General features: G+C 73.7%; 21 protein-coding genes. 7 read left to right on the top strand and 14 right to left on the bottom strand.

Annotated features, from left to right (window positions below; translation table 11 throughout):
* Positions 1-19: 19 nt before the first annotated feature.
* Both ACIQKA_RS21530 and ACIQKA_RS21525 read left to right on the top strand, forming a co-directional pair.
* Positions 20-1,660, top strand: coding sequence for a beta-N-acetylhexosaminidase (locus ACIQKA_RS21530; RefSeq protein ID WP_383149545.1), 1,641 nt, complete (start codon positions 20-22; stop codon positions 1,658-1,660).
* Positions 1,661-1,792: 132 nt separating this feature from the next.
* Positions 1,793-2,416, top strand: coding sequence for a LysE family translocator (locus tag ACIQKA_RS21525; protein WP_386362261.1), 624 nt, complete (start codon positions 1,793-1,795; stop codon positions 2,414-2,416).
* Positions 2,417-2,779: 363 nt separating this feature from the next.
* On the opposite strand, the gene ACIQKA_RS21520 is transcribed toward ACIQKA_RS21525, so the two are convergent.
* From ACIQKA_RS21520 to ACIQKA_RS21480, 9 genes are all read right to left on the bottom strand, one after another.
* The gene (locus ACIQKA_RS21520) at positions 2,780-4,570 is read right to left on the bottom strand and encodes an IucA/IucC family protein (RefSeq protein WP_402541980.1); all 1,791 of its coding nucleotides are present in this window, start codon (positions 4,568-4,570) and stop codon (positions 2,780-2,782) included.
* The gene (locus tag ACIQKA_RS21515) at positions 4,567-5,097 is read right to left on the bottom strand and encodes a GNAT family N-acetyltransferase (protein ID WP_383149551.1); all 531 of its coding nucleotides are present in this window, start codon (positions 5,095-5,097) and stop codon (positions 4,567-4,569) included. The genes ACIQKA_RS21520 and ACIQKA_RS21515 overlap by 4 nt, the downstream gene beginning before the upstream one ends.
* Positions 5,094-6,353 carry a lysine N(6)-hydroxylase/L-ornithine N(5)-oxygenase family protein gene (locus ACIQKA_RS21510; protein ID WP_383149752.1) on the bottom strand — a complete coding sequence of 420 codons (1,260 nt, stop codon included), beginning with the start codon at positions 6,351-6,353 and terminating at the stop codon, positions 5,094-5,096. Before ACIQKA_RS21510 ends, ACIQKA_RS21515 begins: the two co-directional genes overlap by 4 nt.
* A 70-nt stretch (positions 6,354-6,423) precedes the next feature.
* Positions 6,424-7,863, bottom strand: coding sequence for a pyridoxal phosphate-dependent decarboxylase family protein (locus ACIQKA_RS21505; RefSeq protein ID WP_402541979.1), 1,440 nt, complete (start codon positions 7,861-7,863; stop codon positions 6,424-6,426).
* 198 nt (positions 7,864-8,061) lie between these two features.
* The gene (locus ACIQKA_RS21500) at positions 8,062-8,970 is read right to left on the bottom strand and encodes a siderophore-interacting protein (RefSeq protein WP_383428943.1); all 909 of its coding nucleotides are present in this window, start codon (positions 8,968-8,970) and stop codon (positions 8,062-8,064) included.
* Between the two features lie 191 nt (positions 8,971-9,161).
* Positions 9,162-10,322: an acyl-CoA dehydrogenase family protein gene (locus ACIQKA_RS21495; RefSeq protein ID WP_383149556.1), complete on the bottom strand. Its 1,161-nt coding sequence runs from the start codon at positions 10,320-10,322 to the stop codon at positions 9,162-9,164.
* 8 nt (positions 10,323-10,330) lie between these two features.
* Positions 10,331-11,248, bottom strand: coding sequence for a hydroxymethylglutaryl-CoA lyase (locus ACIQKA_RS21490; protein WP_383428989.1), 918 nt, complete (start codon positions 11,246-11,248; stop codon positions 10,331-10,333).
* 14 nt (positions 11,249-11,262) lie between these two features.
* A complete protein-coding gene (locus ACIQKA_RS21485; RefSeq protein ID WP_402541977.1) occupies positions 11,263-13,194 on the bottom strand; it encodes a biotin carboxylase N-terminal domain-containing protein in 1,932 nt (643 codons plus the stop codon).
* A gap of 68 nt (positions 13,195-13,262) precedes the next feature.
* The gene (locus ACIQKA_RS21480; RefSeq protein WP_376231572.1) at positions 13,263-14,870 is read right to left on the bottom strand and encodes a carboxyl transferase domain-containing protein; all 1,608 of its coding nucleotides are present in this window, start codon (positions 14,868-14,870) and stop codon (positions 13,263-13,265) included.
* An 87-nt stretch (positions 14,871-14,957) separates the two neighbouring features.
* Between ACIQKA_RS21480 and ACIQKA_RS21475 the strand changes: the two genes are divergently transcribed.
* Both ACIQKA_RS21475 and ACIQKA_RS21470 read left to right on the top strand, forming a co-directional pair.
* Positions 14,958-15,557 (top strand): TetR family transcriptional regulator, encoded by a 600-nt coding sequence (locus tag ACIQKA_RS21475; protein WP_383149559.1) that lies wholly within the window; start codon positions 14,958-14,960, stop codon positions 15,555-15,557.
* A 78-nt stretch (positions 15,558-15,635) separates the two neighbouring features.
* Positions 15,636-16,415, top strand: coding sequence for a phosphatase (locus tag ACIQKA_RS21470; protein ID WP_383149561.1), 780 nt, complete (start codon positions 15,636-15,638; stop codon positions 16,413-16,415).
* 21 nt (positions 16,416-16,436) lie between these two features.
* On the opposite strand, the gene ACIQKA_RS21465 is transcribed toward ACIQKA_RS21470, so the two are convergent.
* The 4 genes from ACIQKA_RS21465 to ACIQKA_RS21450 form a co-directional block, all read right to left on the bottom strand.
* The gene (locus ACIQKA_RS21465) at positions 16,437-17,447 is read right to left on the bottom strand and encodes a cation diffusion facilitator family transporter (protein WP_402541976.1); all 1,011 of its coding nucleotides are present in this window, start codon (positions 17,445-17,447) and stop codon (positions 16,437-16,439) included.
* Positions 17,448-17,466: 19 nt separating this feature from the next.
* Positions 17,467-18,375 (bottom strand): acyl-CoA thioesterase, encoded by a 909-nt coding sequence (locus tag ACIQKA_RS21460; protein WP_402541975.1) that lies wholly within the window; start codon positions 18,373-18,375, stop codon positions 17,467-17,469.
* Positions 18,376-19,533 carry an acyl-CoA dehydrogenase family protein gene (locus ACIQKA_RS21455; RefSeq protein WP_383149567.1) on the bottom strand — a complete coding sequence of 386 codons (1,158 nt, stop codon included), beginning with the start codon at positions 19,531-19,533 and terminating at the stop codon, positions 18,376-18,378.
* 104 nt (positions 19,534-19,637) lie between these two features.
* On the bottom strand, positions 19,638-20,849 hold the full coding sequence (locus tag ACIQKA_RS21450) for a helix-turn-helix domain-containing protein (RefSeq protein ID WP_402541974.1): 1,212 nt from the start codon (positions 20,847-20,849) through the stop codon (positions 19,638-19,640).
* 163 nt (positions 20,850-21,012) lie between these two features.
* Here ACIQKA_RS21450 and ACIQKA_RS21445 point away from each other — a divergent pair, with 163 nt between their 5' ends.
* Both ACIQKA_RS21445 and ACIQKA_RS21440 read left to right on the top strand, forming a co-directional pair.
* Positions 21,013-21,621 carry a hypothetical protein gene (locus ACIQKA_RS21445; protein ID WP_383440427.1) on the top strand — a complete coding sequence of 203 codons (609 nt, stop codon included), beginning with the start codon at positions 21,013-21,015 and terminating at the stop codon, positions 21,619-21,621.
* Between the two features lie 349 nt (positions 21,622-21,970).
* Entirely contained in the window at positions 21,971-22,840 is an 870-nt protein-coding gene (locus ACIQKA_RS21440; protein WP_402541973.1) for a hypothetical protein, read from the top strand.
* 254 nt (positions 22,841-23,094) lie between these two features.
* Here the strand turns inward: ACIQKA_RS21440 and ACIQKA_RS21435 are convergent, their stop codons facing one another.
* The gene (locus ACIQKA_RS21435) at positions 23,095-24,621 is read right to left on the bottom strand and encodes a PucR family transcriptional regulator (protein ID WP_402541972.1); all 1,527 of its coding nucleotides are present in this window, start codon (positions 24,619-24,621) and stop codon (positions 23,095-23,097) included.
* A 128-nt stretch (positions 24,622-24,749) separates the two neighbouring features.
* Here ACIQKA_RS21435 and speB point away from each other — a divergent pair, with 128 nt between their 5' ends.
* On the top strand, positions 24,750-25,724 hold the full coding sequence (gene speB / locus ACIQKA_RS21430) for an agmatinase (protein ID WP_402541970.1): 975 nt from the start codon (positions 24,750-24,752) through the stop codon (positions 25,722-25,724).
* Positions 25,725-25,757 lie beyond the last annotated feature (33 nt).

The raw sequence follows: 25,757 nt of genomic DNA, 5'->3' as shown, positions 1-25,757 counted from the left end.
CCCGAAGGGGAGCCCGCCCGTGAGACAGCGCCGAACGATTCCGCGCCTGATCGGATCCCTGCTCCTGGTCGCGGCCGCCGGAGTCGGCTGCGGCGAGGCCGCCGCCGACTCCGACGCCGACGGCAAGGCGCCCGGCCCCCGGGCCGCCGCCGAACCCGAGGTCCGCCCGCTCGGCCGCATCGTCCCCGTACCCGCCTCCGTCGCCCCCGGGGGCGAGCCCTACGCCCTCACCTCCGCCACCCGCATCGGGGTGAACACCGCCTCCCGCGAGGTCAGGGAGATCGGCGACTACCTCGCCGGACTGCTCCGGCCCGCCACCGGCCTCCCGCTGCCCGTCGTCGACGAACAGGCGGCCCGCGGCGGCATCCGGCTCCGGCTCAGCGCCGCCGACACCGCCCTCGGCGACGAGGGCTACCGGCTCCGCTCCGGACCGGGCGGCATCACCCTGACGGCCCACCGCCCCGCCGGACTCTTCCGCGGCGTCCAGACCCTGCGCCAGCAGCTGCCCTCCGCCGTCGAGCGCGGGACCGTCCAGAAGGGCCCCTGGAAGGTCGCGGGCGGCACGATCACCGACACCCCCCGCTACGCCTACCGGGGCGCCATGCTCGACGTCGCCCGCCACTTCTTCACCGTCGACGAGGTGAAGCGGTACATCGACCAGCTCGCCCTCTACAAGGTGAACACCCTCCACCTGCACCTCTCCGACGACCAGGGCTGGCGCATCGCCGTCGACTCCTGGCCCCGCCTCACCACCTACGGCGGCTCCACCGAGGTCGGCGGCGGCCCCGGCGGCTCCTACACCAAGGAGGAGTACAAGGAGATCGTCCGGTACGCCGCCTCCCGCCACCAGGAGGTGATCCCGGAGATCGACGTGCCGGGCCACACCAACGCCGCCCTCGCCTCCTACCCCGAGCTCAACTGCGACGGCGTCGCCCCGCCCCTCTACACCGGCACCAAGGTCGGCTTCAGCTCCCTGTGCGTGCCCAAGCAGGTCACGTACGACTTCGTCGACGACGTGATCCGCGAGATCGCCGCCCTCACCCCCGGCCGCTACCTCCACATCGGCGGCGACGAGGCCCACTCCACCAGCCACGCCGACTACGTGGCCTTCATGGACCGGGTGCAGCCGGTCGTCGCCAAGTACGGCAAGAAGGTCATCGGCTGGCACCAGCTCACCGGCACCACCCCCGCCCCCGGCGCCCTCGTCCAGTACTGGGGCCTCGACCGCACCCCCGCCGAGGAGAAGGAACGGGTCGCCGCCGCCGCGCGGAACGGCACCGGCCTGGTCCTCTCGCCCGCCGACCGCACCTACCTCGACATGAAGTACACGAAGGAGACGAAGCTCGGCCTCTCCTGGGCCGGATACGTCGAGGTCCGCAGGTCGTACGACTGGGACCCGGCGGCCTACCTCCCCGGCGCGCCCGCGAGCGCCGTCAAGGGCGTCGAGGCCCCCCTGTGGACCGAGACCCTCGCCACCACCGGCGACCTCGACGTCATGGCCTTCCCCCGCCTGCCGGGCGTGGCCGAACTGGGCTGGTCCCCGTCCGCCACCCACGACTGGGACGCGTACAAGGTCCGCCTCGCCGAACAGGCCCCCCGCTTCGAGGCCCTCGGCATCGACTGGTACCGCTCGCCGGAGGTGCCCTGGCCGGCGGAGTAGCCGCCCACCGAGACGGAACGCCCGGCCCGGGTCCTGCCCGGCCGGGCGTTTCCCGTGCGCGCGGGGGCCGAATCGACCGGACGGGAACGGGGAGACGGACGGCGACCACGACGAAGCCGGAGGCGACGGGCAATGGTGGATCTATCGGTGCTGCCGGGCTACATCGCGGTGATCCTGCTCTTCCTCGGCCCGCCCGGGCCCGACATGGCCTACATGCTCGCGGTGGGCCTGGAGGGCGGCCGCCGGTCCGCCCTGAAGGCGATCCTCGGCATCGGGACGGGCATGAGCGTCTACGCCGCCGCCGTCGTCGCCGGGCTGGGGGAGATCGCCCGCTCGCACCCGTCGCTGCTCGACGCGGTGAGGATCGTGGGGGCGGCGTACCTGCTGTGGCTGGCGTACACGACCCTGCGGAGCGCGCGGCGCGCGATCGGAGAGCACGGTGACGTCGGGGCGGGCCGGTGGTACCTGCGCGGGGTGCTGATCAGCCTGACGAACCCGAAGATCATCCTCTTCTACCTCGCGGTCCTCCCGCAGTTCCTGGGGGACGCGGAGGCGCCCGGGGCGCAGATGGCGCTTCTCGGCGCGATCAACGTCCTGATGGAGGTGGTCCTCTACGGCGGCATCGGGATGCTGGCGGGCTTCTTCCGCACACGGCTCACCGGCTCGTCGAAGGCGACGGCCGTCCTGAACTACGGCGCGTGTGCCGTCTACGTCGGGTTGGCGGCGACGATCTCCGTCGAGGTCCTCGTGGCGTGAGGGCCGTCCTCCCCGGCTTCGCCGCCGCGCGGACGCCCCCTCGGCGGGCGCCGGACCCGCCGCCCCGGACGCAGGCCACGAAGGTGGCGGAGGCGGGGGCGGGGAGGTCGAGGACGGGGCCGGCGGGCTGCGTGGAGTCACGGACGGGGACGGCGCCGTGGGCCGACGCTCCTCCGCCGCGACCCCGCCGCCCTGGCCCACCTGTGGTCCCCCGCCGAATTCGACGCCCGCCCGCCCGCGCGAGGACGGGGACTCCTGCCCCTGCGGAGGGGGGCGACCGTCGGCAGGGAACAAAAGATGCGGGCCCCGGCGGAGTGACCGTACTCCGCCGGGGCCCGCACCGGTCTCGGGAAGGTCCTCGGGTCAGGCGAAGCGGGCGATCGGGTTCACCAGGTCGCCGACGAGCTGGAGGGCCGCCGACGGGTCCGAGAGGTCCACCATCTGCTTGTTGTTGCGCAGCTGGAGGCGGTTGAGGGCCGACAGGGCGAAGGTCTCCGCGAACATGTCGTACCGCTCGAAGCGGGCCGCGAACTCCGGGTGCTCCTCCTGGTAGCCGCGCACGCACTCCGCGACCGCGCGCCAGAAGCCGTCCTCGTCGAGGACGCCCTCCGCCGCGAGCGTCGCCGCCATGAAGCGGAAGAAGCAGTCGAAGACGTCGGTGAAGACCGAGAGGAGCTTCATGTCCTCCGGGACCTCGGCGCGGACCCGCTCCACCGCCGGTGGCAGGACCGCGTCCGGGTCCATGACGACGATCTCCTCGGCGATGTCCTTGAAGACCGCCCGCACGACCGCGCCGTGCTCGTCGAGGACCAGGATCACGTTCTCGCCGTGCGGCATGAACGCCAGGTCGTAGGCGTAGAAGCTGTGGAGGACCGGGAGGAGGTAGGCGTCGAGGTACTTCCTCAACCACACCGTCGGTTCCTCGCCCGACTCCGCGATCAGCGCGCCCGCGAAGGACGCGCCCGCGTGGTCCACGTGCAGCAGCGAGGCCATCGTCGCCAGGCGCTCGCCCTCCGCGAGGGACGCCACCGGCGACTCGCGCCAGAGCGCGGCCAGCATCTTGCGGTAGGGGGAGTAGCGGTCGGTGGCGGCCTCGTACTCCAGGTGCCGGTAGCCGACCGCCGCCCGCTCCCGGATGATCGAGAAGCGCGCCGACGTGAAGACCGGGTCGTTCTCGATCAGGTCGTGCAGCCAGTCGTTGATCGCCGGGGTCGCCTCCATGTAGGCGGCCGAGAGGCCCCGCATGAAGCCCATGTTGAGGACCGACAGGGCCGTCTTCACGTAGTGCTTGGCCGGGTCCGAGGTGTTGAAGAAGGTGCGGATCGACTGCTGCGCCAGATACGCGTCGGCGCCCTCGCCCAGGTACACCAGGCGCTCCTGCGCCACCTCGGCGGCGAAGGTGACGGACAGCTTGTTCCACCACTGCCAGGGGTGGACCGGCATCAGGAGGTAGTCGGCGAGGTCCAGGCCGCGGGCGGCCAGGACCGCCGCGAAGCCGTCCACCGCCGCGTCGCCCAGCTCGGCGCGGACGAAGGTCTCGTAGTCGATGCCCGCCCCGGCGGTGAAGGCGGCCCGGTCGCGGCGGGCGGCCAGCCAGACCAGGTGGACGTCGCTCGCGGCCTCGGGGGCGTACGCGCGGAACTCGTCGACGCCGAAGCCGAGCCGCCCGTTGTTGGCGACGAAGCAGGGGTGGCCCTCGGTCATCCCGGTCTCGATCGCCTGGAAGCCGGCGCGGGCCAGGTGGGCGGAGGACACCCGCGGCTTGGCCGCCTTGTAGGCCGTGCCGGCCAGGGTGGAGGAGATCTCCTCCAGGTAGACCGGCAGGATCTCGTCGCTCAGGCCGAGGGCGCCGCGCAGCTCGATGACGAAGAGCAGCGCGTCCAGCGGGAGTTCCTCGTCGCCCCGGTGGCGGGTGATCGACGCGGGGTCGACCTGCCAGTGGTCGAGGGCGTACCGGTCGGCGGCGAAGCGGTACGCGGTCGCGCCGTCGTCGGACAGGACCTCGTACCGGCCGTCGCCCCGCTCGCGCGGGTCGAGCAGCCGCTCGTGGGCGAACTCGGCCAGGCCCTTGCGGATCAGCGCGCGGTTGGCGTCGGCCCAGCGCCCGGGGGTGAGGTGGGCCACGGGATCGGTGGTCTGCGGAACGGTGCTCATGCGGCGGCTCCCACGGCGGCCTCGAACTGCGCCCGGGTGCAGAAGCTCAGCAGCGCCTTCTTCTCCGGCTTCTGGATCTCGCGCTCGGGCACGAAGCCCACGGCCGCGTTGAGCGCGTGCACGGCCTTGTTGTCGACGTCGGGCTCGACGACCACGCGGGCGGTCGCCGGGTCGGCGAACAGCTCCGCCATCACGGCGGTGATCACCTTGCGGGTGAAGCCGTGCACGGGGGTGTCGGTGGGCGCGACCAGGAAGTGCATGCCGACGTCGCCCGGACGCGGCTCGTAGAGGCCGACCAGCTCCAGGTGGGCCGGGTCGTAGCGCTCCATGAGGATCGCGGGGACCCCGTCGACCAGGCCGACGAAGGCCTCGTGGTGCGGGTTCGCGGCGAAGGCCGTGTACTCGCGCACGACGTCCTCCCGGCTCGCGTCCTGCATCATCCAGAAGGCGGCCTTGGGGTGGGTGACCCAGCCGTGGAGCAGCTCCGCGTCCTGGACGGGGTCGAGCGGGCGGAAGCGGACGCTCATACGGCGAACTCCTGGAAGGCGATGGTCTTCTCGACGGGGTAGTACTCGCGGCCCAGCATCGCGCCGATGATGTAGGCGTTCCGGTACGGGCCCATGCCGAGGTCGGGCGAGGTGATCGAGTGGGTGTGGACGCCGGCGTTCTGGAGGAAGATCCCGCGGCCCGTCGTGTCGATCGCGTAGTTGCGGGCGGCGTCGAAGCGGCCCTGTCCGTCCCAGCGGAGGCGGTCGCGGACCGGCTCCAGGAAGGCGGGGACGCTGTACTTGTAGCCGGTGGCCAGGATCAGGCCGTCGGTCTCCAGGGTGAAGTCCTTCTCCTGCTCCTCCTGGCGCAGGCCGAGCGCGTACGTGCCGCTCTCCTCGTCGTACGCGGCGGTGTGCAGCGCGGAGTTGGTGAGGAGCCGGGTGGGCACGGGGCCGTTCAGGTTCTTCTGGTAGAGCAGGTCGAAGATGGCGTTGATGAGCTCGCCGTCGATGCCCTTGAAGAGGCCCTTCTGCTCGGTCTCCAGGCGGTAGCGGGTCCGCTCGGGCAGCGCGTGGAAGTAGTCCACGTACTCCGGGGACGTCATCTCCAGGGTGAGCTTGGTGTACTCCAGCGGGAAGAAGCGCGGGGAGCGGGTCACCCAGTTGAGCCGGTAGCCGTGGACGTCGATCTCGCTCAGGAGGTCGTAGTAGATCTCGGCGGCGCTCTGGCCGCTGCCGACCAGGGTGATCGTCCGCTTCTTCTGGAGCTCCGCCTTGTGCGGCAGGTAGCGCGAGTTGTGGATCAGGTCGCCGCCGAGGCCCCGGCAGCTCTCGGGGACGTACGGCGGGGTGCCGGTGCCCAGGACGATCCGGCGGGCGCGGTACGTCGCGCCGCCCTCGGTGGCCACCTCGTACACCTCGGCCGCCTCGTCGAAGGCGACGGCGGTGACCGTGGTCGAGAAGCGGATCGAGGTGAGCTTGCCGGCGGCCCAGCGGCAGTAGTCGTTGTACTCGGTCCGCAGCGGGTAGAAGTTCTCCCGGATGTAGAACGAGTACAGGCGGCCCTTCTCCTTCAGGTAGTTGAGGAAGGAGTAGGGCGAGGTCGGGTCCGCGAGGGTGACCAGGTCCGACATGAACGGGGTCTGGAGGTGCGCGCCCTCCAGGAACATCCCGGAGTGCCACTCGAAGCCGGGCTTGGACTCCAGGAAGAGGCCGTCCAGCTCGTCGATCGGCTCGGTCAGGCAGGCGAGTCCGAGGTTGAACGGACCGAGCCCGATGCCGATGAAGTCGTGGATCCGAGCCGTGTCGTGTGCGGCGGTCCCGGACGCGGCGGTCTCGGACGGGGCCGTCCCGGACAGGGCCTTCTCAGGCGTGGACAAGGTTCTCTCCCAGGTACTGCTCGGCGTGGCCGGCTATCAGATCGAGGACGGCCGCGATGTCGGCGACGGTGGTCTCGGGGTTGAGCAGGGTGAACTTGAGGTACTGGCGGCCGTCGACCTTGGTCCCGGCGACGACGGCCTCGCCGGAGGCGAACAGGGCCTTGCGGGCGTGCAGGTTGGCCCGGTCGACCTCCTCGGGGTCGGCGTCGCCGGCGGGGACGTAGCGGTAGACGAGGGTGGAGAGGCTCGGCTCGACCACGACCTCGTAGCGGGAGTCGGCGGCGAGCAGCGCGTGGCCCTGCCGGGCCAGGACGCAGACCTCGTCGAAGAGCTCGCCGACGCCGTCGGCGCCCATCACCCGCAGGGTCATCCAGAGCTTGAGCGCGTCGAAGCGGCGGGTGGTCTGGAGGGACTTGTCGACCTGGTTCGGGATCTTCTCGGCGACCGTGCGGAGCGGGTTGAGGTAGTCGGCGTGGTAGGTCGCGTGGCGCAGGGCGGCGCCGTCGCGGACCAGGAGCGCGGAGGAACTCACCGGCTGGAAGAAGGACTTGTGGAAGTCGACGGTGACCGAGTCGGCCCGCTCGATGCCGTCCAGGAGATGGCGGCGGGTGGGGGAGGCGAGCAGTCCGCAGCCGTAGGCCGCGTCGACGTGCATCCAGGCGCCGTACTCGTCGGCCAGGGCGGCGATCTCGGGCAGGGGGTCGATGGAGCCGAAGTCGGTGGTGCCGGCGGTGGCCACGATCGCCATCGGGACCAGGCCCTCGGCGCGGCAGGCGGCCAGCTCGGCGGCGAGGGCGGTGGCCCGCATCCGCTTCTCCGCGTCGACCGGGACGGAGACGACGGCCCCGGCGCCGAGGCCGAGGAGGCCGGCCGACTTCTGGACGCTGAAGTGGCTGCACTCGGAGGAGAAGATCCTGAGCTTCGACAGGTCGTCCGTCTTGGCCTCCTGGCGGGCGAGCAGCAGGGCCTGGAGGTTGGACTGCGAGCCGCCGCTGGTGAACACGCCGTCGGCGGAGGGGCCGAAGCCGGCCCGGCCGTTGGTCCAGTCGATCAGCTTCCGCTCGATGAGGGTGCCGCCGGCGCTCTGGTCCCAGGTGTCCAGGGAGGAGTTGACCGCCGAGAGGACGGCCTCGCCGACGACGGCGGGGATGACGACCGGGCAGTTCAGGTGGCCCAGGTAGCGGGGGTGGTGGAAGTAGACGGCGTCGCGGAGGTAGACGTCCTCCAGCTCGTCGAGGGCGGCGGAGACGTCCCCGAGCGGCCGGTCGAGGTCGACCGCGTCGATGACGGGGGCCAGCTCGGCGGGGGTGGTGCCGGTGAACGGCCCGCGCACCGAGGCGAGTTTGTCCGCCACCCGCTCGACGCCTTCGGTGGCGGAGCGACGATAGCTCTCCGCCGTGGTGCCGTTGAGCAGGTGGGAGCGCATGCGGGGACCCTTTCGGCAGGAAACGCTGAGGGGGCGTGGGGGATCGCCGGGGGAAGCGATCAGCGGAATGTAGGTGAGCCTAACCTAATTTTCTGGCGCCCGGTGCCTTCAAGCCACCCCGGACCGGGGCGCTTTGAGTGAGATGGATTACGTGGCGGGGCCGAGGTGCGGGGGCGGGGCCGAGGGGGCGGGGCGGACCTACGCCTCGGCGCCGGTCGTCCCGTCGCCGGTCGGCCCGTCGTGCGCCGCCCCGTCGCGCGCCGCGTCCTCCCGCGTCTCGTCCGGCACCTCGCGCAGGGCGTCCTCGGACAGCCCCTTGCGCCAGTACCCGACGAACGTCACCCGGCGCCGGTCGAGTCCGCGCTCCCGCACGAAGTGCCTGCGCAGCGCCTTCACCGACCCCGACTCGCCCGCGATCCAGACGTACGGGGACTCCCCGGGCAGCGCGGCGCCGCGCACCGCGTCCACGGCGGACGGCGCCCCCTCCTCCCGCACGAGCCAGGTGACCTCGGCGTCGGCGGCGGTCGGCAGCGCGGTCCGGTCGCCGGAGTGCGGGACCTCCAGGAAGACCCGGGCGCGGGTCCCGGCCGGCAGCCACTCCAGGATGGCCGAGGCCGCCGGGAGGGCCGTCTCGTCCGCCCAGACGACGACGGAGTCGGCGTCCTCCGGTGGCCGGAAACGAACGGCCGTGTTGTCGGCCACGGCGGGGCCGAGGACGACCACCCGGTCGCCGGGCCCGGCACTCCCGGCCCAGCGGCAGGCCGGCCCGCCGTCCTCGTGGAGCGCGAAGTCGATGTCCAGCTCGTCCGGTCCGGTGCGCTGCTCGCGGGCGGTGTACGAGCGCATCACGGCCCGCTCCCCGTGGGGCATCGCCCGCCAGGCGCCGAGGACCGCGTACATGTCCTGCCCGTCCAGGGGCGGCAGGACGGGGGCCTCCTGGCCGGGGTGCGGCAGGAAGAGGGAGAGCGACTGGTCGCGGCCGCCGGCGGCGCAGTCCTTCAGGTCCTCCCCGGTGAAGGTGACCCGGACCAGGGACGGGCCGAGCCGCCGCGTCCGGTCGACCCGGAGCGAGAAGAACCGGAAGGGGGCGGTCTCGGCGTGCGTCATGGGGCGGGCACCTTTTCGGTACGGGGTCTCCACGGGGATCTCCCGGGCGTGCGGGCCGACTCGATCGGCGGTGAATGTAGGTTAGCCTAACCTCATCATTGCCGGTCAGTCGGGGTGCCCCGGAGCCGGGCCCGGACATGACGGAGCCCGCCGCCCCCGCACGGGGACGACGGGCTCTCCCGCGCGGGGGATCAGGCCGACAGGCCCAACTCCCGCGCGATCAGCATCCGCTGCACCTCGCTGGTGCCCTCGCCGATCTCCAGGATCTTCGAGTCGCGCCACATGCGGGCCACCGGGTACTCGTTCATGAAGCCGTAGCCGCCGTGGATCTGGGTCGCCTCGCGGGCGTTGTCCACGGCCACCGTGGAGGAGTACAGCTTCGCGATGGCCGCCTCCTTCTTGAAGGGCTCGCCCATGACCAGGCGCGAGGCCGCGTCCCGCCAGCCGATCCGGGCCATGTGCGCCCGGGTCTCCATGTCCGCGATCTTGAACTGGACGGCCTGGTTGTCGCCGATCGGGCGTCCGAAGGCGTGACGTTCCTTCGCGTACTTCACGGACTCGTCCACACAGCCCTGCGCGAGGCCCGTCGCGAGCGCCGCGATGGCGACCCGGCCCTCGTCCAGGATGCGGAGGAACTGCGCGTACCCCCGGCCCTCCTGGCCGAGCAGGTTGCCCGCCGGCACCCGGACGCCGTCGAAGGAGAGCTCGCGGGTGTCCGAGGCGTTCCAGCCGACCTTGGAGTACGGGGCGGCGACCGTGAAGCCCGGGGTGCCGGAGGGGACGATGATCGAGGAGATCAGCGGGCGGCCGTCCGGCTTGCGGCCGGTGACCGCCGTGACCGTCACCAGGCCCGTGATGTCCGTGCCCGAGTTGGTGATGAAGCACTTCGAGCCGTTGATCACCCACTCGTCGCCGTCGCGGACGGCCGTCGTGCGGGTGCCGCCCGCGTCCGAGCCCGCGCCGGGCTCGGTCAGGCCGAAGGCGCCCAGGAGCTCCCCGGCGCACAGCCTGGGCAGCCACTCCCGCTTCTGCTCCTCGGTGCCGAAGAGGTGGATCGGCATCGCGCCGAGCGAGACGCCCGCCTCCAGGGTGATGGCCACCGAGGAGTCGACCCGGGCCAGCTCCTCCAGGGCGATCCCGAGGGCCAGGTAGTCGCCGCCCATGCCGCCGTACTCCTCGGGGAACGGCAGCCCGAACAGGCCCATGCGGCCCATCTCGCGGACGATCTCGTACGGGAACTCGTGCCGCTCGTAGTAGTCGCCGATCTTCGGGGCGACCACGTCGTGGGCGAACGCCTCGACGGTGCGGCGGAGTTCCTGGTGTTCGGCGGAGAGCCGGTGGTCGAGGGACATGGGGCTGTTCACTCCTTGTGGGAGAGGGCGCGGACGGTACGGGACGGGCTGGGCCGGCCCAGCTGTTCGGCCATCCACACGCTCGTGGCGGTGAGGGCGGCCAGATCGACCCCGGTCTCGATGCCGAGGCCGTCGAGCATCCACACGAGGTCCTCGGTGGCGAGGTTGCCGGTCGCGCTCTTCGCGTACGGGCAGCCGCCGAGGCCGCCGGCGGAGGCGTCGACCGTGGTCACCCCGTGCCGCAGCGCGGCCAGGGTGTTGGACAGGGCCTGTCCGTAGGTGTCGTGGAAGTGCACGGCGATGCGGGAGGTGGGGATCCCGGCCTCGTTCAGCGCGGTGAGCAGCGCCTCCACGTGGCCGGGGGTGGCGACGCCGATGGTGTCGCCGAGGCTCAGCTCGTCGCAGCCCATGTCGGCGAGGGCCCTGGTGACCCGGACGACCCGCTCGATCGGGACCGGGCCCTCCCAGGGGTCGCCGAAGCACATCGACAGATAGCCGCGGACCTTCAGACCGGCCTCCACGGCCCGGAGGACGGTCGGCGCGAACAGGGCCAGGGCCTCGTCGACGGTCCGGTTGAGGTTGGCCTTCGCGAAGGACTCGGTGGCCGAGGCGAAGACGGCGATCTCCCGGGCGCCGAGCGCGAGCGCCCGGTCGAGCCCGCGCTCGTTCGGCACCAGGACCGGGAGGCGGACCGGGAGGTCGCGGACCAGCGGGAACAGGTCCTCGGCATCGGCCAGCTGGGGCACCCACTTGGGATGCACGAAGCTGGTCGCCTCGACGGTGCCGAGCCCGGCGGCGGCGAGGCGCCGGACGAACTCCGCCTTCACCTCCGTCGGGACGGCCCCCTTCTCGTTCTGGAGGCCGTCGCGGGCCCCGACCTCGTGGATCCGGACCCGGGCGGGGAGCCCGCGGCCGGGGACGGTCATCGGCAGTCCGGCGCTCACGCGTCCTCCCCGGGGGTCTCGTGCGGGGTCACCACGGCCAGGAGCTGGTCCATGGCGACGGTGGTGCCGGGCGTGACGTCCAGCTCGGTGACGGTGCCGGCGTGCGGGGCGGAGATGACGTGCTCCATCTTCATCGCCTCCACGACGAGCAGGCTCTGCCCGGCCTCCACCGCGTCCCCGACGGCCACCTTCACCACGGTCACGGTGCCGGGCATCGGCGCGGCGAGCGTGTCGGCCCCGCCGTGCCCGGCGCCGCTGAGCGCGGCCTCGACCGGGTCGTGGTCGAGCACGTGCCAGGAGTCGCCGTCCCGGCCGAGCCAGGAGCCGGCCCGGTGGAAGGTGTGGGCGACCCCGTCCACGACGACCGTCACCGAGGCGTCCGTGACCCGGGCGCCGGGCGGCGCCTCCACGGTGACCGGTTCGAGGCCCGGTACGCGCACGGGGAAGGCGAGCGGGGCCGGAGCGCCGCCCAGCCGCCAGCCGCTCGGCACCGAGAAGGGGTCCGTCCAGCCGTCCCGGGGCGCCGGGGCCAGCTCCGCGAGCCGTACGGCCGCCGCCGCCGCGTACACCTCCGCGGGCACGCCCTCGGGGACGAGCCCCTCCGCCTCGCGCTCCACCAGACCGGTGTCCAGGTCGCCGGAGACCACGTCCGGGTGGGCCAGGAGGCGGCGCAGGAAGCCCGCGTTGGTGGGGACGCCCAGGGTGACCGTGTCCGCGAGGGCCGCGCGGAGCCGGCGCAGGGCCGTGGGCCGGTCCGGGGCGTGCACGATGACCTTCGACAGCATCGGGTCGTAGAGGGAGGAGACCTCCGTGCCCTCGCTCAAGCCCGAGTCCGTGCGGGCGCCGCCGCCCTGCGGCTCGTTCAGCGCCAGGACCGTGCCGCCCGAGGGCAGGAAGCCGCGGGACGGGTCCTCGGCGCAGATCCGGGCCTCGATCGCCCAGCCGTCCAGCCGGACGTCCTCCTGCGCGAAGGGCAGCGGCTCGCCGGCGGCGACCCGCAGCTGCCACTCCACCAGGTCGATCCCGGTGATCAGCTCGGTCACCGGGTGCTCGACCTGGAGCCGGGTGTTCATCTCCATGAAGCAGTACGAGGCGGGGTCGCCGCCCGGGACGATGAACTCGACCGTGCCCGCGCCCACGTAGCCGCAGGACCGGGCCGCCTCCACCGCCGCCGCGCCCATCGCCGCCCGGAGCTCCGGGGTGAGCAGGACGCTCGGCGCCTCCTCCACGATCTTCTGGTGGCGCCGCTGGAGCGAGCACTCGCGCTCGCCGAGGTGCAGCACGTTCCCGTGGGCGTCGGCCAGGACCTGGATCTCGATGTGCCGGGGCCCGTCGATCCACCGCTCCACGAGCAGCGTGTCGTCGCCGAAGGAGGCGCGGGCCTCGCGCCGGGCCGCCGCGATCTCCTCGTCCAGGACCGCCAGGTCCCGCACGAGCCGCATGCCCTTGCCGCCGCCGCCCGCGCTGGGCTTGAGCAGCACGGGCGCGCCCAGCTCGCGGGCGGCCTCGGCCAGTTCGGGGTCGGCGGCGCCCGGGACGACGGGCACGCCCGCCGCCTTCACGGTCTCCTTGGCCCGGATCTTGTCGCCCATCAGGGAGATCGCCCCGGCGGACGGCCCGATGAAGACGAGCCCCGCCTCGGCGCAGGCCCGCGCGAAGGCGGCGTTCTCCGCGAGGAAGCCGTAGCCGGGGTGGACGGCCTGCGCGCCGGTGCGGCGGGCCGCGTCCAGCAGCGCGGGCACGGACAGGTACGACTCGGCGGCCGGCGGAGGACCGATCCGCACCGCCGTGTCCGCCTCCCGCACGTGCCGGGCGTCGGCGTCCGCGTCGCTGTACACGGCCACCGAGCGCACGCCGAGCTCCCGCAGGGTGCGGATGACCCGGACCGCGATCTCGCCCCGGTTGGCGACGAGGACGGTGTCGAACATGGACGGCCTCTCCCTCTCCTGGCTCTCCTGGCCCTCTTGGCGCTCCTGAGACATCTCCTGGGGCCCTCTCACATCCGGAAGACGCCGAACTGGGGGTCACCCAGGGGCGCGTTGGCACAGGCGGTCAGGGCGAGGCCGAGGACCTGCCGGGTCTCCAGCGGGTCGATGACCCCGTCGTCCCAGAGCCGCGCGGTCGCGTAGTAGGCGCTGCCCTGGGTCTCGTACTGCTCGCGGATGGGGGCCTTGAAGGCCTCTTCCTCCTCCGCGCTCCAGTCGTCGCCGAGCTGGTCGCGCTTGACGGTCGCGAGGACGGAGGCGGCCTGCTCGCCGCCCATGACCGAGATCTTGGCGTTGGGCCACATCCACAGGAAGCGGGGCGAGTACGCCCGGCCGCACATCGAGTAGTTGCCCGCGCCGTACGAGCCGCCGACGACCACGGTCAGCTTCGGGACCCGGGTGGTGGCCACGGCCGTGACCATCTTGGCGCCGTGCTTGGCGATGCCGCCGTGCTCGTACGCCTTGCCGACCATGAAGCCGGTGATGTTCTGGAGGAACACCAGCGGGATGCCGCGCTGGTCGCACAGCTCGATGAAGTGCGCGCCCTTCTGGGCGGACTCGGCGAACAGGATGCCGTTGTTGGCGACGATCCCGACCGGGTGCCCGTGGATGCGGGCGAAGCCGGTGACGAGGGTCTGCCCGTACTCGGCCTTGAACTCCTGGAAGCGGGAGCCGTCGACGACCCGGGCGATGACCTCGCGCACGTCGTAGGGGGTGCGGGAGTCGACGGGCACGGCCCCGTACAGGCCGTACGGGTCGGCCTTCGGCTCCTCGGCCGGCTCGACCGACCAGGGGAGCGGGCCGCGCTCCGGGAGCGTGGCGACGATGTTCCGCACGATCCGCAGGGCGTGGGCGTCGTCCTCGGCGAGGTGGTCGGTGACGCCGGAGATCCGGGAGTGGACCTCGCCGCCGCCCAGCTCCTCGGCTGTGACGACCTCGCCGGTCGCGGCCTTCACCAGCGGCGGGCCGCCGAGGAAGATCGTGCCCTGGTTCCGCACGATCACGGCCTCGTCGCTCATCGCGGGCACGTACGCGCCGCCGGCCGTGCAGGAGCCGAGGACGGCCGCGATCTGCGGGATGCCCGCGCCGGACATCCGGGCCTGGTTGTAGAAGATGCGGCCGAAGTGCTCCCGGTCGGGGAAGACCTCGTCCTGCATCGGCAGGAAGGCGCCGCCGGAGTCGACCAGGTAGAGGCAGGGGAGACGGTTCTCCAGCGCCACCTCCTGGGCCCGCAGGTGCTTCTTCACCGTCATCGGGTAGTAGGTGCCGCCCTTGACGGTGGCGTCGTTCGCGACGATCACGCATTCGCGGCCCGAGACCCGCCCGATGCCCGCGACGACGCCGGCGGCCGGGGCCTGGCCGCCGTACATGCCGTCGGCCGCGAGCGGGGCCAGCTCCAGGAACGGCGAGCCCGGGTCGAGGAGGGTGTCCACCCGGTCCCGGGGCAGCAGCTTGCCGCGTGCGGTGTGCCGCGCCCGGGACTTCTCACCCCCGCCCAGCGCGGCCGTCGCGAGCTTGGCGCGCAGGGTCGCGGCCAGCTCGTGGTGCGCGGCCTCGTTCGCCTGCCAGGCCGGCGAGGCGGGGTCCGCCGCACTCGCCAGCACGGGTGCCTGCTGCATCGACCGATCTCCCTTGTCCGGTTAATGAGCGTTAACGTATGTCGCACAGGTTAACGACCGCTAACGGGGTTGTCTAGAATCGAATCCATGACCACGACCACGGCCTCCGGCGGCAGGACCGACGCCCCCACGCGACGCGAGCAGATCCTCAAGGAGGCCGCCCGCCTCTTCGCCGAGCGCGGTTTCCACGGCGTGGGCGTGGACGAGATAGGGGCCGCCGTCGGCATCAGCGGCCCCGGCCTCTACCGTCACTTCCCGGGCAAGGACGCGATGCTCGCCGAACTGCTCGTCGGCATCAGCGAGCGGCTCCTCGACGGCGGCCGGCTGCGGGTCGGGGAGGCGGGCGGCGACCCCCGGGCCCTGCTCGGCGCCCTCATCGACGGGCACATCGACTTCGCCCTCGACGACCGGCCCCTGATCACCCTCCACGACCGCGAGCTGGACCGGCTCAAGGACGAGGACCGCAAGCGGGTCCGCAAGCTCCAGCGGCAGTACGTGGAGCTGTGGGTCACGACGGTCCGCGAGCTGTACCCGGACGCCTCCGAGAGCGAGGCCCGCACCGCCGTCCACGCTGTCTTCGGCCTGCTCAACTCCACCCCCCACCTGGCCGCCCTCGGCCGCCGCCCCATGGAGGAGCTGCTGCGACGGCTCGCCCACGGAGCCTTCGGGGCGCTCGCGACCCCCTAGGGTGTTCCGCCCGCCCCGGCCGTCCGAGAGGCGGAATCCGGTCCCCGCCCCGCCCGGGGCTCGGACAGAATGGGTCCCATGCCGATACTCAGCCGCCCCGCCCTCGTCGAGCACCTCGTCCGCACCCGGATCGCGGGAGACGTCGCCACCCCGCGCGACAACAACCTCTCCCACTACAGAAGGCTCGCCAACGGCGACCGGCACTACTGGCTCGGCCTGGAGCTCGGCGACCGCTGGACCGACGAGCAGGACGTGCTCGCCGTGATGGCCGAGCGGTGCGGCGTCGTCGACGACCCGGCCCACCGGAGCGGCCAGGACACCATCGACCCCGAGCTGACCGTGGACGCCCTCGACCGGGCCGCCGCCCGGCTGCGCAAGGCCGCCGAGGGCCGGGAACGGGTCCTCTTCGCGACCGGCCACCCCGGCTCCCTCATCGACGTCCACAGCCGGGTCGCGGCCGCGCTGCGCGCCCGGGGCTGCGACATCGTCCGCATCCCCGGCGGCCTCGTCGCGGACGAGGGGTACGTCGTGCAGTTCGCGGACGTCGCCGTCTTCGAGCGGGGCGCCAGCCTCTGGCACACCCACTCCCCGGAGCCGATGAACGCGATCCTGGACGGCCTGGAGGTGCTCGGCGAGCCCGCGCCCGACCTGGTGGTCGCGGACCACGGCTGGGCCGGGCGCGCGGGCCAGCGCGGCATCGACTCCGTCGGCTACGCGGACTGCAACGACCCCGCCCTCTTCCTGGGCGAGGCCGAGGGCACCATGCAGGTCACGATCCCGCTCGACGACCACGTCCTGGACCCCCGCTCCTACGAGCCGATGACCGCGTACCTGCTCGACGCGGCCGGTCTGGGCTGAGCCGCCGGCCCGGTCCCGCCCTCATGCCCGCCCGCGCCGCCCCCGGCCCGGCGTCGGGTCCAGGTAGACCCGGCGGACCGCCGGCACCCGCGCGCGGAGCCGGCCCTCGGCCTCCTCGCAGGCCCGCTCGACCTCCTCGGCCGGGACCCCGTCCCGGAAGTCGACCTTCGCGGCGACCAGGGCCTCGCCCGGCCCCTGGATGAGGGTCGTGAGGTCGAGGACCGCCTCGACCTGCGGGACGGCGAGCAGCTCCGCGCGCACGGCGTCCCGCATCTCCTTCGGCAGCGGGCGGCCGACGAGCAGTTCGGCGTTGGAGCGGCCGAGGACCCAGGCCACGTACACCAGCAGGGCGCCGATGAGGACCGAGGCGACGCCGTCCCAGACGCCGGAGCCGGTGAGCTGCCCGCCGAGCAGGCCGCCCGCCGCGAGCAGCAGTCCGACGAGGGCGGCCGAGTCCTCCATGACGACCGCCTTGACGGTGGTGTCGGGGGTGCGCCGCAGATAGGTGAGGAAGGGGGACCTCCGCCGCCTGGCCTCGGACCTCACCTGCCGGATCCCGGTCCGCAGCGAGAAGCCCTCCAGGAGGAAGGCGACGGCGAGCACGACGTACGAGACGAGCGGGTCGCCCGGCTCCTCGCCGTGGGTGAGGGTGTGGATCCCGTCGTAGACGGAGAAGACCGCGCCGCCGACGAAGGTCGCGACGGCCGCCAGCATCGCCCAGACGTACCGCTCGCCCGCGTACCCGACCGGGTGGTCCTCGTCGGCCGGCTTCCCGCTCCGCCTGAGCGCGGTGAGCAGCATGACCTCGGTGACCGTGTCCGCGAGGGAGTGGGCCGCCTCCGACATCATCGCGCTCGAACCGCTGATGAGGCCGGCCACGGCCTTGGCGACGGCGATCCCGAGGTTCGCCCCCGCCGCCACGAGCACGGTGAAGGTGCTCTCGCCGTCCCCGGCGTTCCCGCCGTTCCCGCCGTTCCCGCCGTCCCCGGCGCTTTCGACCGCGCCCGTCCCGTCCTTCGCCTCTCGCCCCATGGTCGGAACGTATGCCCGGTCACGGGCGCGGCACGCGAACGACACCCTCCTGGATGACCGAGATGGCCAGCTTCCCGCCCCGCGTCCAGATCCTGGCCTGGCCGAGGCCGCGCCCGCCGGCGGAGGAGGGCGACTCCTGGTCGTACAGGAGCCACTCGTCGGCCCGGAAGGGCCGGTGGAACCACATCGCGTGGTCGAGGGAGGCCCCCACCACGTCCCCGACGGCCCAGCCGCCCCGCCCGTGCGCGAGCAGGACGGAGTCGAGCAGCGTCATGTCGGAGACGTACGTCGCCAGGCAGACGTGCAGCAGCGGGTCGTCGGCCAGCTTGCCGTTGGTGCGGAACCACACCTGCGAGCGCGGCTCGCGCGGCTCGCCGACCGAGCCCCACGGCGGGGTGTCGACGTACCGCAGGTCCACGGCCGCGCGGGCCTCGACGAGCCGCCGGGCCACGTCCTCCGGCAGGTGCCGGGGCAGCGTCTCGGCGGCCGTCGGCAGCGACTCCGGGTCCGGGGCGGCCGGCATGTCCGCCTGGTGGTCGAGCCCCTCCTCGTACGCCTGGAAGGAGGCGGAGAGGTGGAAGATCGGCTGGCCGTGCTGGACGGCGACGACCCGGCGGGTGGTGAAGGAGCGCCCGTCCCGGATGCGGTCGACCGCGTACACGATCGGCGCGCCGGGGTCGCCGGGGCGCAGGAAGTACGCGTGCAGGGAGTGCGCCCAGCGATCCCCGGGCACGGTCCGGCCCGCCGCCACCAGCGCCTGGGCGGCCACCTGGCCGCCGAAGACGCGGGGGACGAGCGAGGACCGGGACCGGCCCCGGAAGATGTCCCGCTCGATCGGCTCCAGGTCGAGCAGATCGAGCAGGACGTCCAGGGCCCCGGGGGTCTCCGGCACGTCCCGGACGCCCCGGGCGTCGTGCGCCTCGGGCACTTACAGGCCCATCGACTTCGCGATGATCGACTTCATGATCTCGCTGGTGCCGCCGTAGATGCGGTTGACGCGGTTGTCGGCGTACAGGCGGGCGATCGGGTACTCGTTCATGTAGCCGTAGCCGCCGTGGAGCTGGAGGCAGCGGTCGATGACGCGGTGGGCGACCTCGGTGCAGAACAGCTTGGCGCTCGCGGCCTCGGCCGGGGTCAGCTCGCCCGCGTCCAGGGCCTCCAGGGCGCGGTCCGCGACGGCCTCGGCGGCGTCGACCTCGGCCTGGCAGGCGGCCAGCTCGAACTTGGTGTTCTGGAAGTGCGCGACCGGCTTGCCGAAGACCGTGCGCTCCCGCACGTACTCCTTGGCGAAGCGGACGGCGGCCTTGGCCTGCGCGTAGGCGCCGAAGGCGATGCCCCAGCGCTCGGAGGCGAGGTTGTGGCCGAGGTAGGAGAAGCCCTTGCCCTCCTCGCCGAGCAGGTCCTCGACCGGGACCTCGACGTCGACGAACGCCAGCTCGGCGGTGTCGGAGGTCTTCAGGCCGAGCTTGTCCAGCTTGCGGCCGATGGAGTAGCCCTCGGACTTGGTGTCCACGGCGAAGAGCGAGATGCCGAAGCGGCGGTCCTCGGCCGACGGGGCGGAGGTGCGGGCGCAGACGATCACGCGGTCGGCGTGGACGCCGCCGGTGATGAAGGTCTTGGCGCCGTTGAGGACGTAGTGGGTGCCGTCCTCGGAGAGCTTGGCGGTGGTCTTCATGCCCGCGACGTCGGAGCCGGTGCCCGGCTCGGTCATGGCGAGCGCCCACATCTCCTCGCCGGAGACGAACTTCGGCAGGAAGCGCTTCTTCTGGTCCTCGGTGGCCAGCATCTTCAGGTACGGCAGGGCCAGCAGGACGTGGACGCCGGAGCCGCCGAACTGGACGCCCGCGCGCGAGGTCTCCTCGTAGAGGACCGCCTCGAACTTGTGGGTGTCCAGGCCCGCGCCGCCGAACTCCTCGGGCACGTTGATGCCGAAGATGCCCAGCTCGCCGAGCTTGTGGTAGAAGTCGCGGGGCGCCTGGCCGGCCGCGAACCACTCGTCGTAGACCGGGACGACCTCGGCCTCGATGAAGGCCCGGATGGTCTCCCGGAACGCCTCGTGGTCCTCGTTGAATACGGTACGGCGCACGAGCCGCCTCCTTCGGTTCCTGTCCCGGTCCGGCCGGTCGCTCCGGCGCCCGGGCATCTGCCTAAGCGCTTGCTCAGCCTTTACCGGACGAAGTTACCCACCGGTCACCCGGTCTGTCCAGACTCCTCGCCTGTGATCCAGAGCCCGCCGACGGTGTCGTACTCGTGCGTCGGCCCCTCCCCGGTCCCGCTCGTACGGAAGGGCTTCCCGCCATCCGTGATCCTCACCGTCCCCGAGCGGCCCCCGGCGCTCCACTCCAGCTCCAGGTACCAGCGGCAGTCGCAGCCCGCCGTCCGGGCGGAGACGAGCAGCTCCTCGGGGTCCGAGGCGGTGACCGCGTAGGGGAAGGAGACGGCCGGGATCGTCCGGACCTCGGCCCCGGAGGCGTCGAGGCCGTCGACGGACCGCGCGAGCGGGCGCGGCCGGTCGAGGTCCACGGCGAAGTGGCGCGGGGTGACGGCGCCGCCGCAGCCGTTGTCCATCCGGTACGCGTTCCACGGCAGCGGCGCGGCCCGGCCGACCACGCGGACGTGCAGGGCGTGGAGGACGACGGCGTCGGACGGCGACCGGCCCTGGAGCGTGATCCGCACCAGCGCCTCGCCGCCGTGCACCGCACCGTGCGCCCCGGCCCACGCCCCGGCGTCGGCCGCGACCGGCGGCGGGGCGACCGCGCGCGGGTCCCGGTCCACCAGGTAGGTGTGTCCGCAGCCGCCCTGCCAGAGCTCGGAGCCGACGGTCCAGGTGAAGGGGAGGGGGGCCGCGGTCCGCCCCTGAGGGGTGGGAGAGGGAGGGAGGGCCGAAGGCGTACGGCTGGGGCGGCCGAGCAGGGCGGCGGCGAGGGCGAGCACGACGAGGGCGACGACGGCGGCGACGAGGAGGGGAGCGGGGGCGGTGCGACGGGAGGTCCCCGTCGCGGGTGCGGGTGCGGGTGCGGGTGCGGGTGCGGGTGCGGTTGTGGTCGCGGTCGCGTCCGGGGCGGGGCCCGGTTCCGGCGCGGCCGGCTCCGGGGGCGATTCCGGCGCGGACGTCACAGGTGCGGGCGGGGGCACGGGCGGAGCCGTTCGGCGGCGGGCGGCGTCCGCGCGGGTCCAGGCCGCCTCCAGGGCCCGCCGCTCCTCCTCGTCCGCCCCGCACAGCAGGGCGAGGCGGTCGACCACGGCGAACTCCTCCGGGACGGTCGCGCCGGAGCAGTAGCGGTGGAGGGTGGACGCGCCGACGCTCAGGCGCCGGCCCAGTGCCTCGTAACTCCTCCCGTCCCGCGCCTTCAGCGCGCGCACGAGCCCCGCGAACTCCTCGACGGCGGCGTCCTTCGGCATTCCATCCCCCTCGACCGTGCGTCCCACCCTTCAGGTCCTTGCACGTCAGCGGGGGTGGAATGGTTCCGGGACGGGTGGTGGGCGCGTCACCGTTGCGGGCGGCGGGCACCGCCCCCGACGCTGGTGGAGCACTGACCGAACGACCCACGGGGGATCCACCACCATGAACAAGCTCCGCACCGCGCTCGCCACCGCCGCCGCTGCCGCCCTGGGCCTCGCGGCCCTCGCCGCGGCCCCGGCGCAGGCCGCCGCCCAGCCCGCCTTCCTCGCCGCCTCCCAGATGCCGCCGTCGTCGACGCCGTGGACCGCCACCCAGGTCTTCGCCGGCGTCCCGGAGAACGGCGGCGTCCTCTGCGCCCCGTACAAGATCCCGGCGCAGAACACCCGCTACCGCGAGTTCAGCACCGAGCTCGACACCAACGGCGTCCAGGTCACCACCGTCGCCCGCACCGAGGCCGACGCCGTGAAGCTGGTCGACACCCTCCGCAAGTCCCTCGCCGGCTGCGGCCCCCTCCTGGAGCAGCAGAACCCGGGCCTGAAGGCCGTCAGCGCGTACCACGGCAAGATCAACGTCGAGGAGGGCGCCTGGGTCTACAGCCTGGACACCGCCGACCCGCAGATCGGCGGCACCGACGTCCACCTCTTCTCCGTCGGCCGCGACGGCCGCACCGTCACCCTGGTCCGCTGGGGCCAGATGGGCGACCTGGAGGACGCCCCGCTGACGGCCTTCCGGAAGACCACGACCACCGCCGTGAACAAGCTCTGGCCCTGATGTTCCCCGTACGGGGGTCCAAGGAGCCGTGTGGGCAGAGCTCCGGACCGCTCCGGGGGATGCCGTGCCCGCCCGCCGGTTCCTGGCGCGAGGCTGACGACTCGTACCACGTCAGTGAGGAGGACCGGGGGAAACCGTGAACCGACCGCTTCGCCTCCCCCTCTGATCACGCCGGTGTGCCCAGGTGCACGATGTGCCTGGACACGGGGGGCGCATGACGCAGACCACGCCGCCGAAATGGGGGCCGGCGCCGTCGGGGGCTCCCGGGAATCCGGGTGTGCCGCCGCAGGGGTTCGCGCCCGTGCGGCCTCCGGACGGCGGGAACGCCGCGGTGTTCACCGTCGGGGCCGTGGCAATCGGGGCCGAGACCGTGATCGCCGCGCTGGTGGGCGTCCTGTACGGCCTGCAGGGGGAGTCCCACGGCGGCGAAGGCGGTCTCGGACGGCTGTTCGGCACCGTGTTCGCGCTCGTGCTGCTGGCAGTCATTTCGGTGATCGCAGGGCTGGTCGGTTCGGCGCTGGTGGTGCTTCCCCTCGTCCTCCTCGGGCGTGCGGTGGCCCGCCGCACGGGCCGGCGCGACAGCCGGCGGCTCACCCTGGCCACTGTGGCGGTCGTCGCCGTCGCCCTGGCGCTGCTCATCGGCTCCTGCATGCTCCTGGCCGGCCTCGACGGCCCCGGCGGCCTGCTCGTCCATCCCGTCCTCGCCCTCGGCCTCATCGTCGGGGCGGCACCCGCGACCCTGTGCGCCCGGGCGGCGGGGAACCCCGGAAAGCCCGGGGCCCGATGGCGGGTGCTCGGGGGCGTGGCGCTGGGCGGCCTGGGGCTGCTCGCGGTGACGCTCGCGGTCGGGGCCGCGGCGTACGGCTCGGGGATCCTCAGGGTCTACGAACCGCCCCGGCTCACTGAGGCCGACCTGGTCGGCACCTGGACGGACGGCGACGGCGGAAGCCTCCGCTTCGAGGCGGACGGCACGGTGACGGCGAAGGGCGTCAACGCGTACGGGGCCGCGGGCGGGCGGTCCGGTGCCGGCAACTGCACCGGGAAATGGCAGCTGACCGGGAACGAGGGCGTCGATCGGCCGTACGAACTCGGCATCGCGGACTGCGAGGGCCTGTCCTCCGGCTGGGACATCGGCGGTACGGAGGAGCACCCGACGGTCTTCACCTGGATCGGCGAGCCGGATGCGGGTGAGCGGTACGTCCTTGCGCGGCAGCGGTAACCCATCCGGTGCCGAGGTCTCGGGCCCGGCCGGGTGCGGATGACCGAGCAGCCAGCCGCCCGCCTTCAGGGCCGTCGATCTCCTCGGGCGCGTCGAGGACCTGCTGGGCGACGGTTCGGCGACCCCCGGGCGACTCCGTCACGTCGTCGCCCGCCCGGTGGGGTCCCTGCGCGAGGTGCACCGGATCGCGCGCGGCCGGGGCGCGCGGCTCGCGGCGGCGGCCGTCCGCGCCGCGCACGCCGGACAGCGGGCCCTCACCGGAGCGCGAACCACAACTCCGTCCGCACGTCCGGGTCGTCCAGGTCCCGTTCCAGGAGCGCCGCGCAGCGGGTGACGCGCTGGCGGACGGTGTTGCGGTGGACGTCCAGGGCCACCGCCGTCCGGTCCCAGCTGCCGTGCAGGGAGAGCCAGGCGCGCAGGGTCTCCCGGAGCGGTTCGTTCAGGGGGGCCAGGAGGGTCCGGGCGTGGGCGGCGGCCTCGTCCGGGTCCACGAGGGACGCGAGGCCGCCCGGGCGGTGGCGCACGAGCGCCGACCGGGTGGCCTCCGCGCGGCGCAGCGCCCGCGCCGCCTGCTTGTCGGCGGCGGGGAGGTCCTCGGCTCCGGCCGGGGCGGAGACGCCGAGAAACCAGCCGGGCCGCGCGGTGACGGCGGAAGACGCGGGCAGAAGGAGTCGTACGGAGGCGGGGGCCGCCCCGGAACCACGGGCCGCTCCTGCCTCCCCAAGGGCCTCCGCCCCGGTGCCGGAGGCCACCAGCGCCGTCCCCAGCGACGCCGCCAGGTCCGCCGCAGCGAACGGGGTGCCGTCGCCGCCCCGCGCGTGGACCACCGTCCACGGGCCCGGGTCCAGGGCGGTCGCCGCCTCGGCCGGGGAGGCGCCCAGGAGCAGCCGGACCAGGGCCCCGTCCCGCACCGCCGCGTCCGCGCCCCGGTGCGGGGCCGTCAGGAGGGAGAGCAGGACCACCGCGACGCCCGCGATCGTGTGGTCGCCGGGGTCCCGCCGGTCCGCCGCCACCCCCAGGACCAGGCCGTCGCCGCCCCCGAGGGCGTACGCCGCCAGGCGCAGGTCCCCGCTCTCCCCGCTCGCGGAGGCCGGGCCGCCGGGGCGCGGACCTCCGCCCTCCCCGCCCGCCGGCGCCGGGCCGCCGGGGCGCGGGCCCAGGACCCCGGCCAGCTCCCGCAGCGCCCGGGACGCCTCCGCCGGGACCTCCCGGCCGGCCGCCGCCGACTCCGTGCCGTCCGGGGCGTAGAGGACCGCCCGGCCGCCGAGCCGGGCGGCGAGCGCGCCGAGGACCGCCGGGACCGGGGCCGGCCGCGCCGCCGCCGTCGCCAGGGACCGCTGGGCCTCCGTCACCCGGCGCAGCTCGTGCAGCCGGGCTTCCGCCATCAGCCGCCACACCGCCCGCGCCACCGCCGTGAACGGGGTCCGCGGCGGCACCTCCAGGAGCGGGAGGCCCCGGCGGGCGCAGGCCTCGACCAGCTCCGCCGGGACCGTGTCGTACACCGGCGTCACCCCGAACGCGAGCGCCGCCGCCCCCGCCTCCACCACCCGCTCCACGTACCGCGCCGGATCGGCGAGCTGCACGCCTGCCGTCATCAGGAGCTCACCGCCGAGCAGGTACGGGTACGGGTCGGCCATCTCCGAGGTGTGCACCCAGTGCAGGGAGGCGTCCCCGGGGCCGGCGAGCAGCCGCAGGCCCAGGTCCCGGCGGGCCAGCAGCGCGGCGAGCGGGACCGGCGGGGCCGGGGGAGTGGAGGCGGGGTGCTCGGGGCTCGTCGTCATGGACCCTTCGTACACCACGCGCTCGTACAGTGGAGGAAACGTACACTTCTGCGCCGCTTTTCCACCGCCTACCGTCGTGGTGTCCGGCGCGCCGGAGCCCCCACCCCACCTTGCAGGAGGACCCGACCATGAGCAGCGACCAGAACGCCTTCCGCGGCCCGATCGACTCGTCCCGCGTCCCGCGGTACGCCGGTCCCGCGACGTTCGCCCGGCTGCCGCGGCTCGACGAGGTCGGCACCGCCGACGTCGCCGTGGTCGGCGTCCCCTTCGACAGCGGCGTCTCCTACCGCCCCGGCGCCCGCTTCGGCGGCAACGCCATCCGCGAGGCCTCCCGCCTGCTGCGCCCCTACAACCCGGCGCAGAACGCCTCCCCGTTCGCCCTCGCCCAGGTCGCGGACGCCGGTGACATCGCCGCCAACCCGTTCAACATCAACGAGGCCGTCGAGACCGTCGAGGCCGCCGCCGACGAGATCCTCGGCACCGGCGCCCGCATGATGACCCTCGGCGGCGACCACACCATCGCGCTCCCGCTGCTCCGCTCGGTCGCCAAGAAGCACGGCCCGGTCGCCCTGCTCCACTTCGACGCGCACCTCGACACCTGGGACACGTACTTCGGCGCCGAGTACACCCACGGCACCCCGTTCCGCCGGGCCGTCGAGGAGGGCATCCTCGACACCGAGGCGCTGTCGCACGTCGGCACGCGCGGCCCGCTGTACGGCAAGCAGGACCTCACCGACGACGAGAAGATGGGCTTCGGCATCGTCACCTCCGCCGACGTCTACCGGCGCGGCGCCGACGAGGTCGCCGACCAGCTCCGCCAGCGCATCGGGAACCGCCCGCTGTACATCTCCATCGACATCGACTGCCTCGACCCGGCCCACGCGCCCGGCACCGGCACCCCCGAGGCGGGCGGCATGACCTCCCGCGAGCTCCTGGAGATCCTGCGCGGCCTCTCCTCCTGCAACCTGGTCTCCGCCGACGTCGTCGAGGTCGCCCCGGCCTACGACCACGCCGAGATCACCGCCGTCGCCGCCTCCCACACGGCGTACGAGCTGACGACGATCATGTCCCGCCAGATCGCGGCCGGCCGCGCGGCGAAGTAGCCGCCGGAGCGGGCGCCACCCGCTCCGCGCGAC

It is taken from the genome of Streptomyces sp. NPDC092045 (assembly GCF_044756005.1).
Taxonomy (GTDB): domain Bacteria; phylum Actinomycetota; class Actinomycetes; order Streptomycetales; family Streptomycetaceae; genus Streptomyces.
Note: the sequence above shows the minus strand (reverse complement) of the source record. Positions and strands in the feature narration are given on the sequence as shown.

Excerpts from the sequence above, each read along its gene's own strand:
- ACIQKA_RS21485 (WP_402541977.1), bottom strand. The coding sequence starts at position 13,194 with ATGTTCGACACCGTCCTCGTCGCCAACCGGGGCGAGATCGCGGTCCGG.
- ACIQKA_RS21480 (WP_376231572.1), bottom strand. The coding sequence starts at position 14,870 with ATGCAGCAGGCACCCGTGCTGGCGAGTGCGGCGGACCCCGCCTCGCCG.
- ACIQKA_RS21500 (WP_383428943.1), bottom strand. The coding sequence starts at position 8,970 with ATGACGCACGCCGAGACCGCCCCCTTCCGGTTCTTCTCGCTCCGGGTC.
- ACIQKA_RS21445 (WP_383440427.1), top strand. The coding sequence starts at position 21,013 with ATGAACAAGCTCCGCACCGCGCTCGCCACCGCCGCCGCTGCCGCCCTG.
- ACIQKA_RS21505 (WP_402541979.1), bottom strand. The coding sequence starts at position 7,863 with ATGCGCTCCCACCTGCTCAACGGCACCACGGCGGAGAGCTATCGTCGC.
- ACIQKA_RS21475 (WP_383149559.1), top strand. The coding sequence starts at position 14,958 with ATGACCACGACCACGGCCTCCGGCGGCAGGACCGACGCCCCCACGCGA.
- ACIQKA_RS21465 (WP_402541976.1), bottom strand. The coding sequence starts at position 17,447 with ATGGGGCGAGAGGCGAAGGACGGGACGGGCGCGGTCGAAAGCGCCGGG.
- ACIQKA_RS21515 (WP_383149551.1), bottom strand. The coding sequence starts at position 5,097 with ATGAGCGTCCGCTTCCGCCCGCTCGACCCCGTCCAGGACGCGGAGCTG.
- ACIQKA_RS21470 (WP_383149561.1), top strand. The coding sequence starts at position 15,636 with ATGCCGATACTCAGCCGCCCCGCCCTCGTCGAGCACCTCGTCCGCACC.
- ACIQKA_RS21495 (WP_383149556.1), bottom strand. The coding sequence starts at position 10,322 with ATGTCCCTCGACCACCGGCTCTCCGCCGAACACCAGGAACTCCGCCGC.
- ACIQKA_RS21520 (WP_402541980.1), bottom strand. The coding sequence starts at position 4,570 with ATGAGCACCGTTCCGCAGACCACCGATCCCGTGGCCCACCTCACCCCC.
- ACIQKA_RS21490 (WP_383428989.1), bottom strand. The coding sequence starts at position 11,248 with ATGACCGTCCCCGGCCGCGGGCTCCCCGCCCGGGTCCGGATCCACGAG.
- ACIQKA_RS21435 (WP_402541972.1), bottom strand. The coding sequence starts at position 24,621 with ATGACGACGAGCCCCGAGCACCCCGCCTCCACTCCCCCGGCCCCGCCG.
- ACIQKA_RS21450 (WP_402541974.1), bottom strand. The coding sequence starts at position 20,849 with ATGCCGAAGGACGCCGCCGTCGAGGAGTTCGCGGGGCTCGTGCGCGCG.
- ACIQKA_RS21525 (WP_386362261.1), top strand. The coding sequence starts at position 1,793 with ATGGTGGATCTATCGGTGCTGCCGGGCTACATCGCGGTGATCCTGCTC.
- speB (WP_402541970.1), top strand. The coding sequence starts at position 24,750 with ATGAGCAGCGACCAGAACGCCTTCCGCGGCCCGATCGACTCGTCCCGC.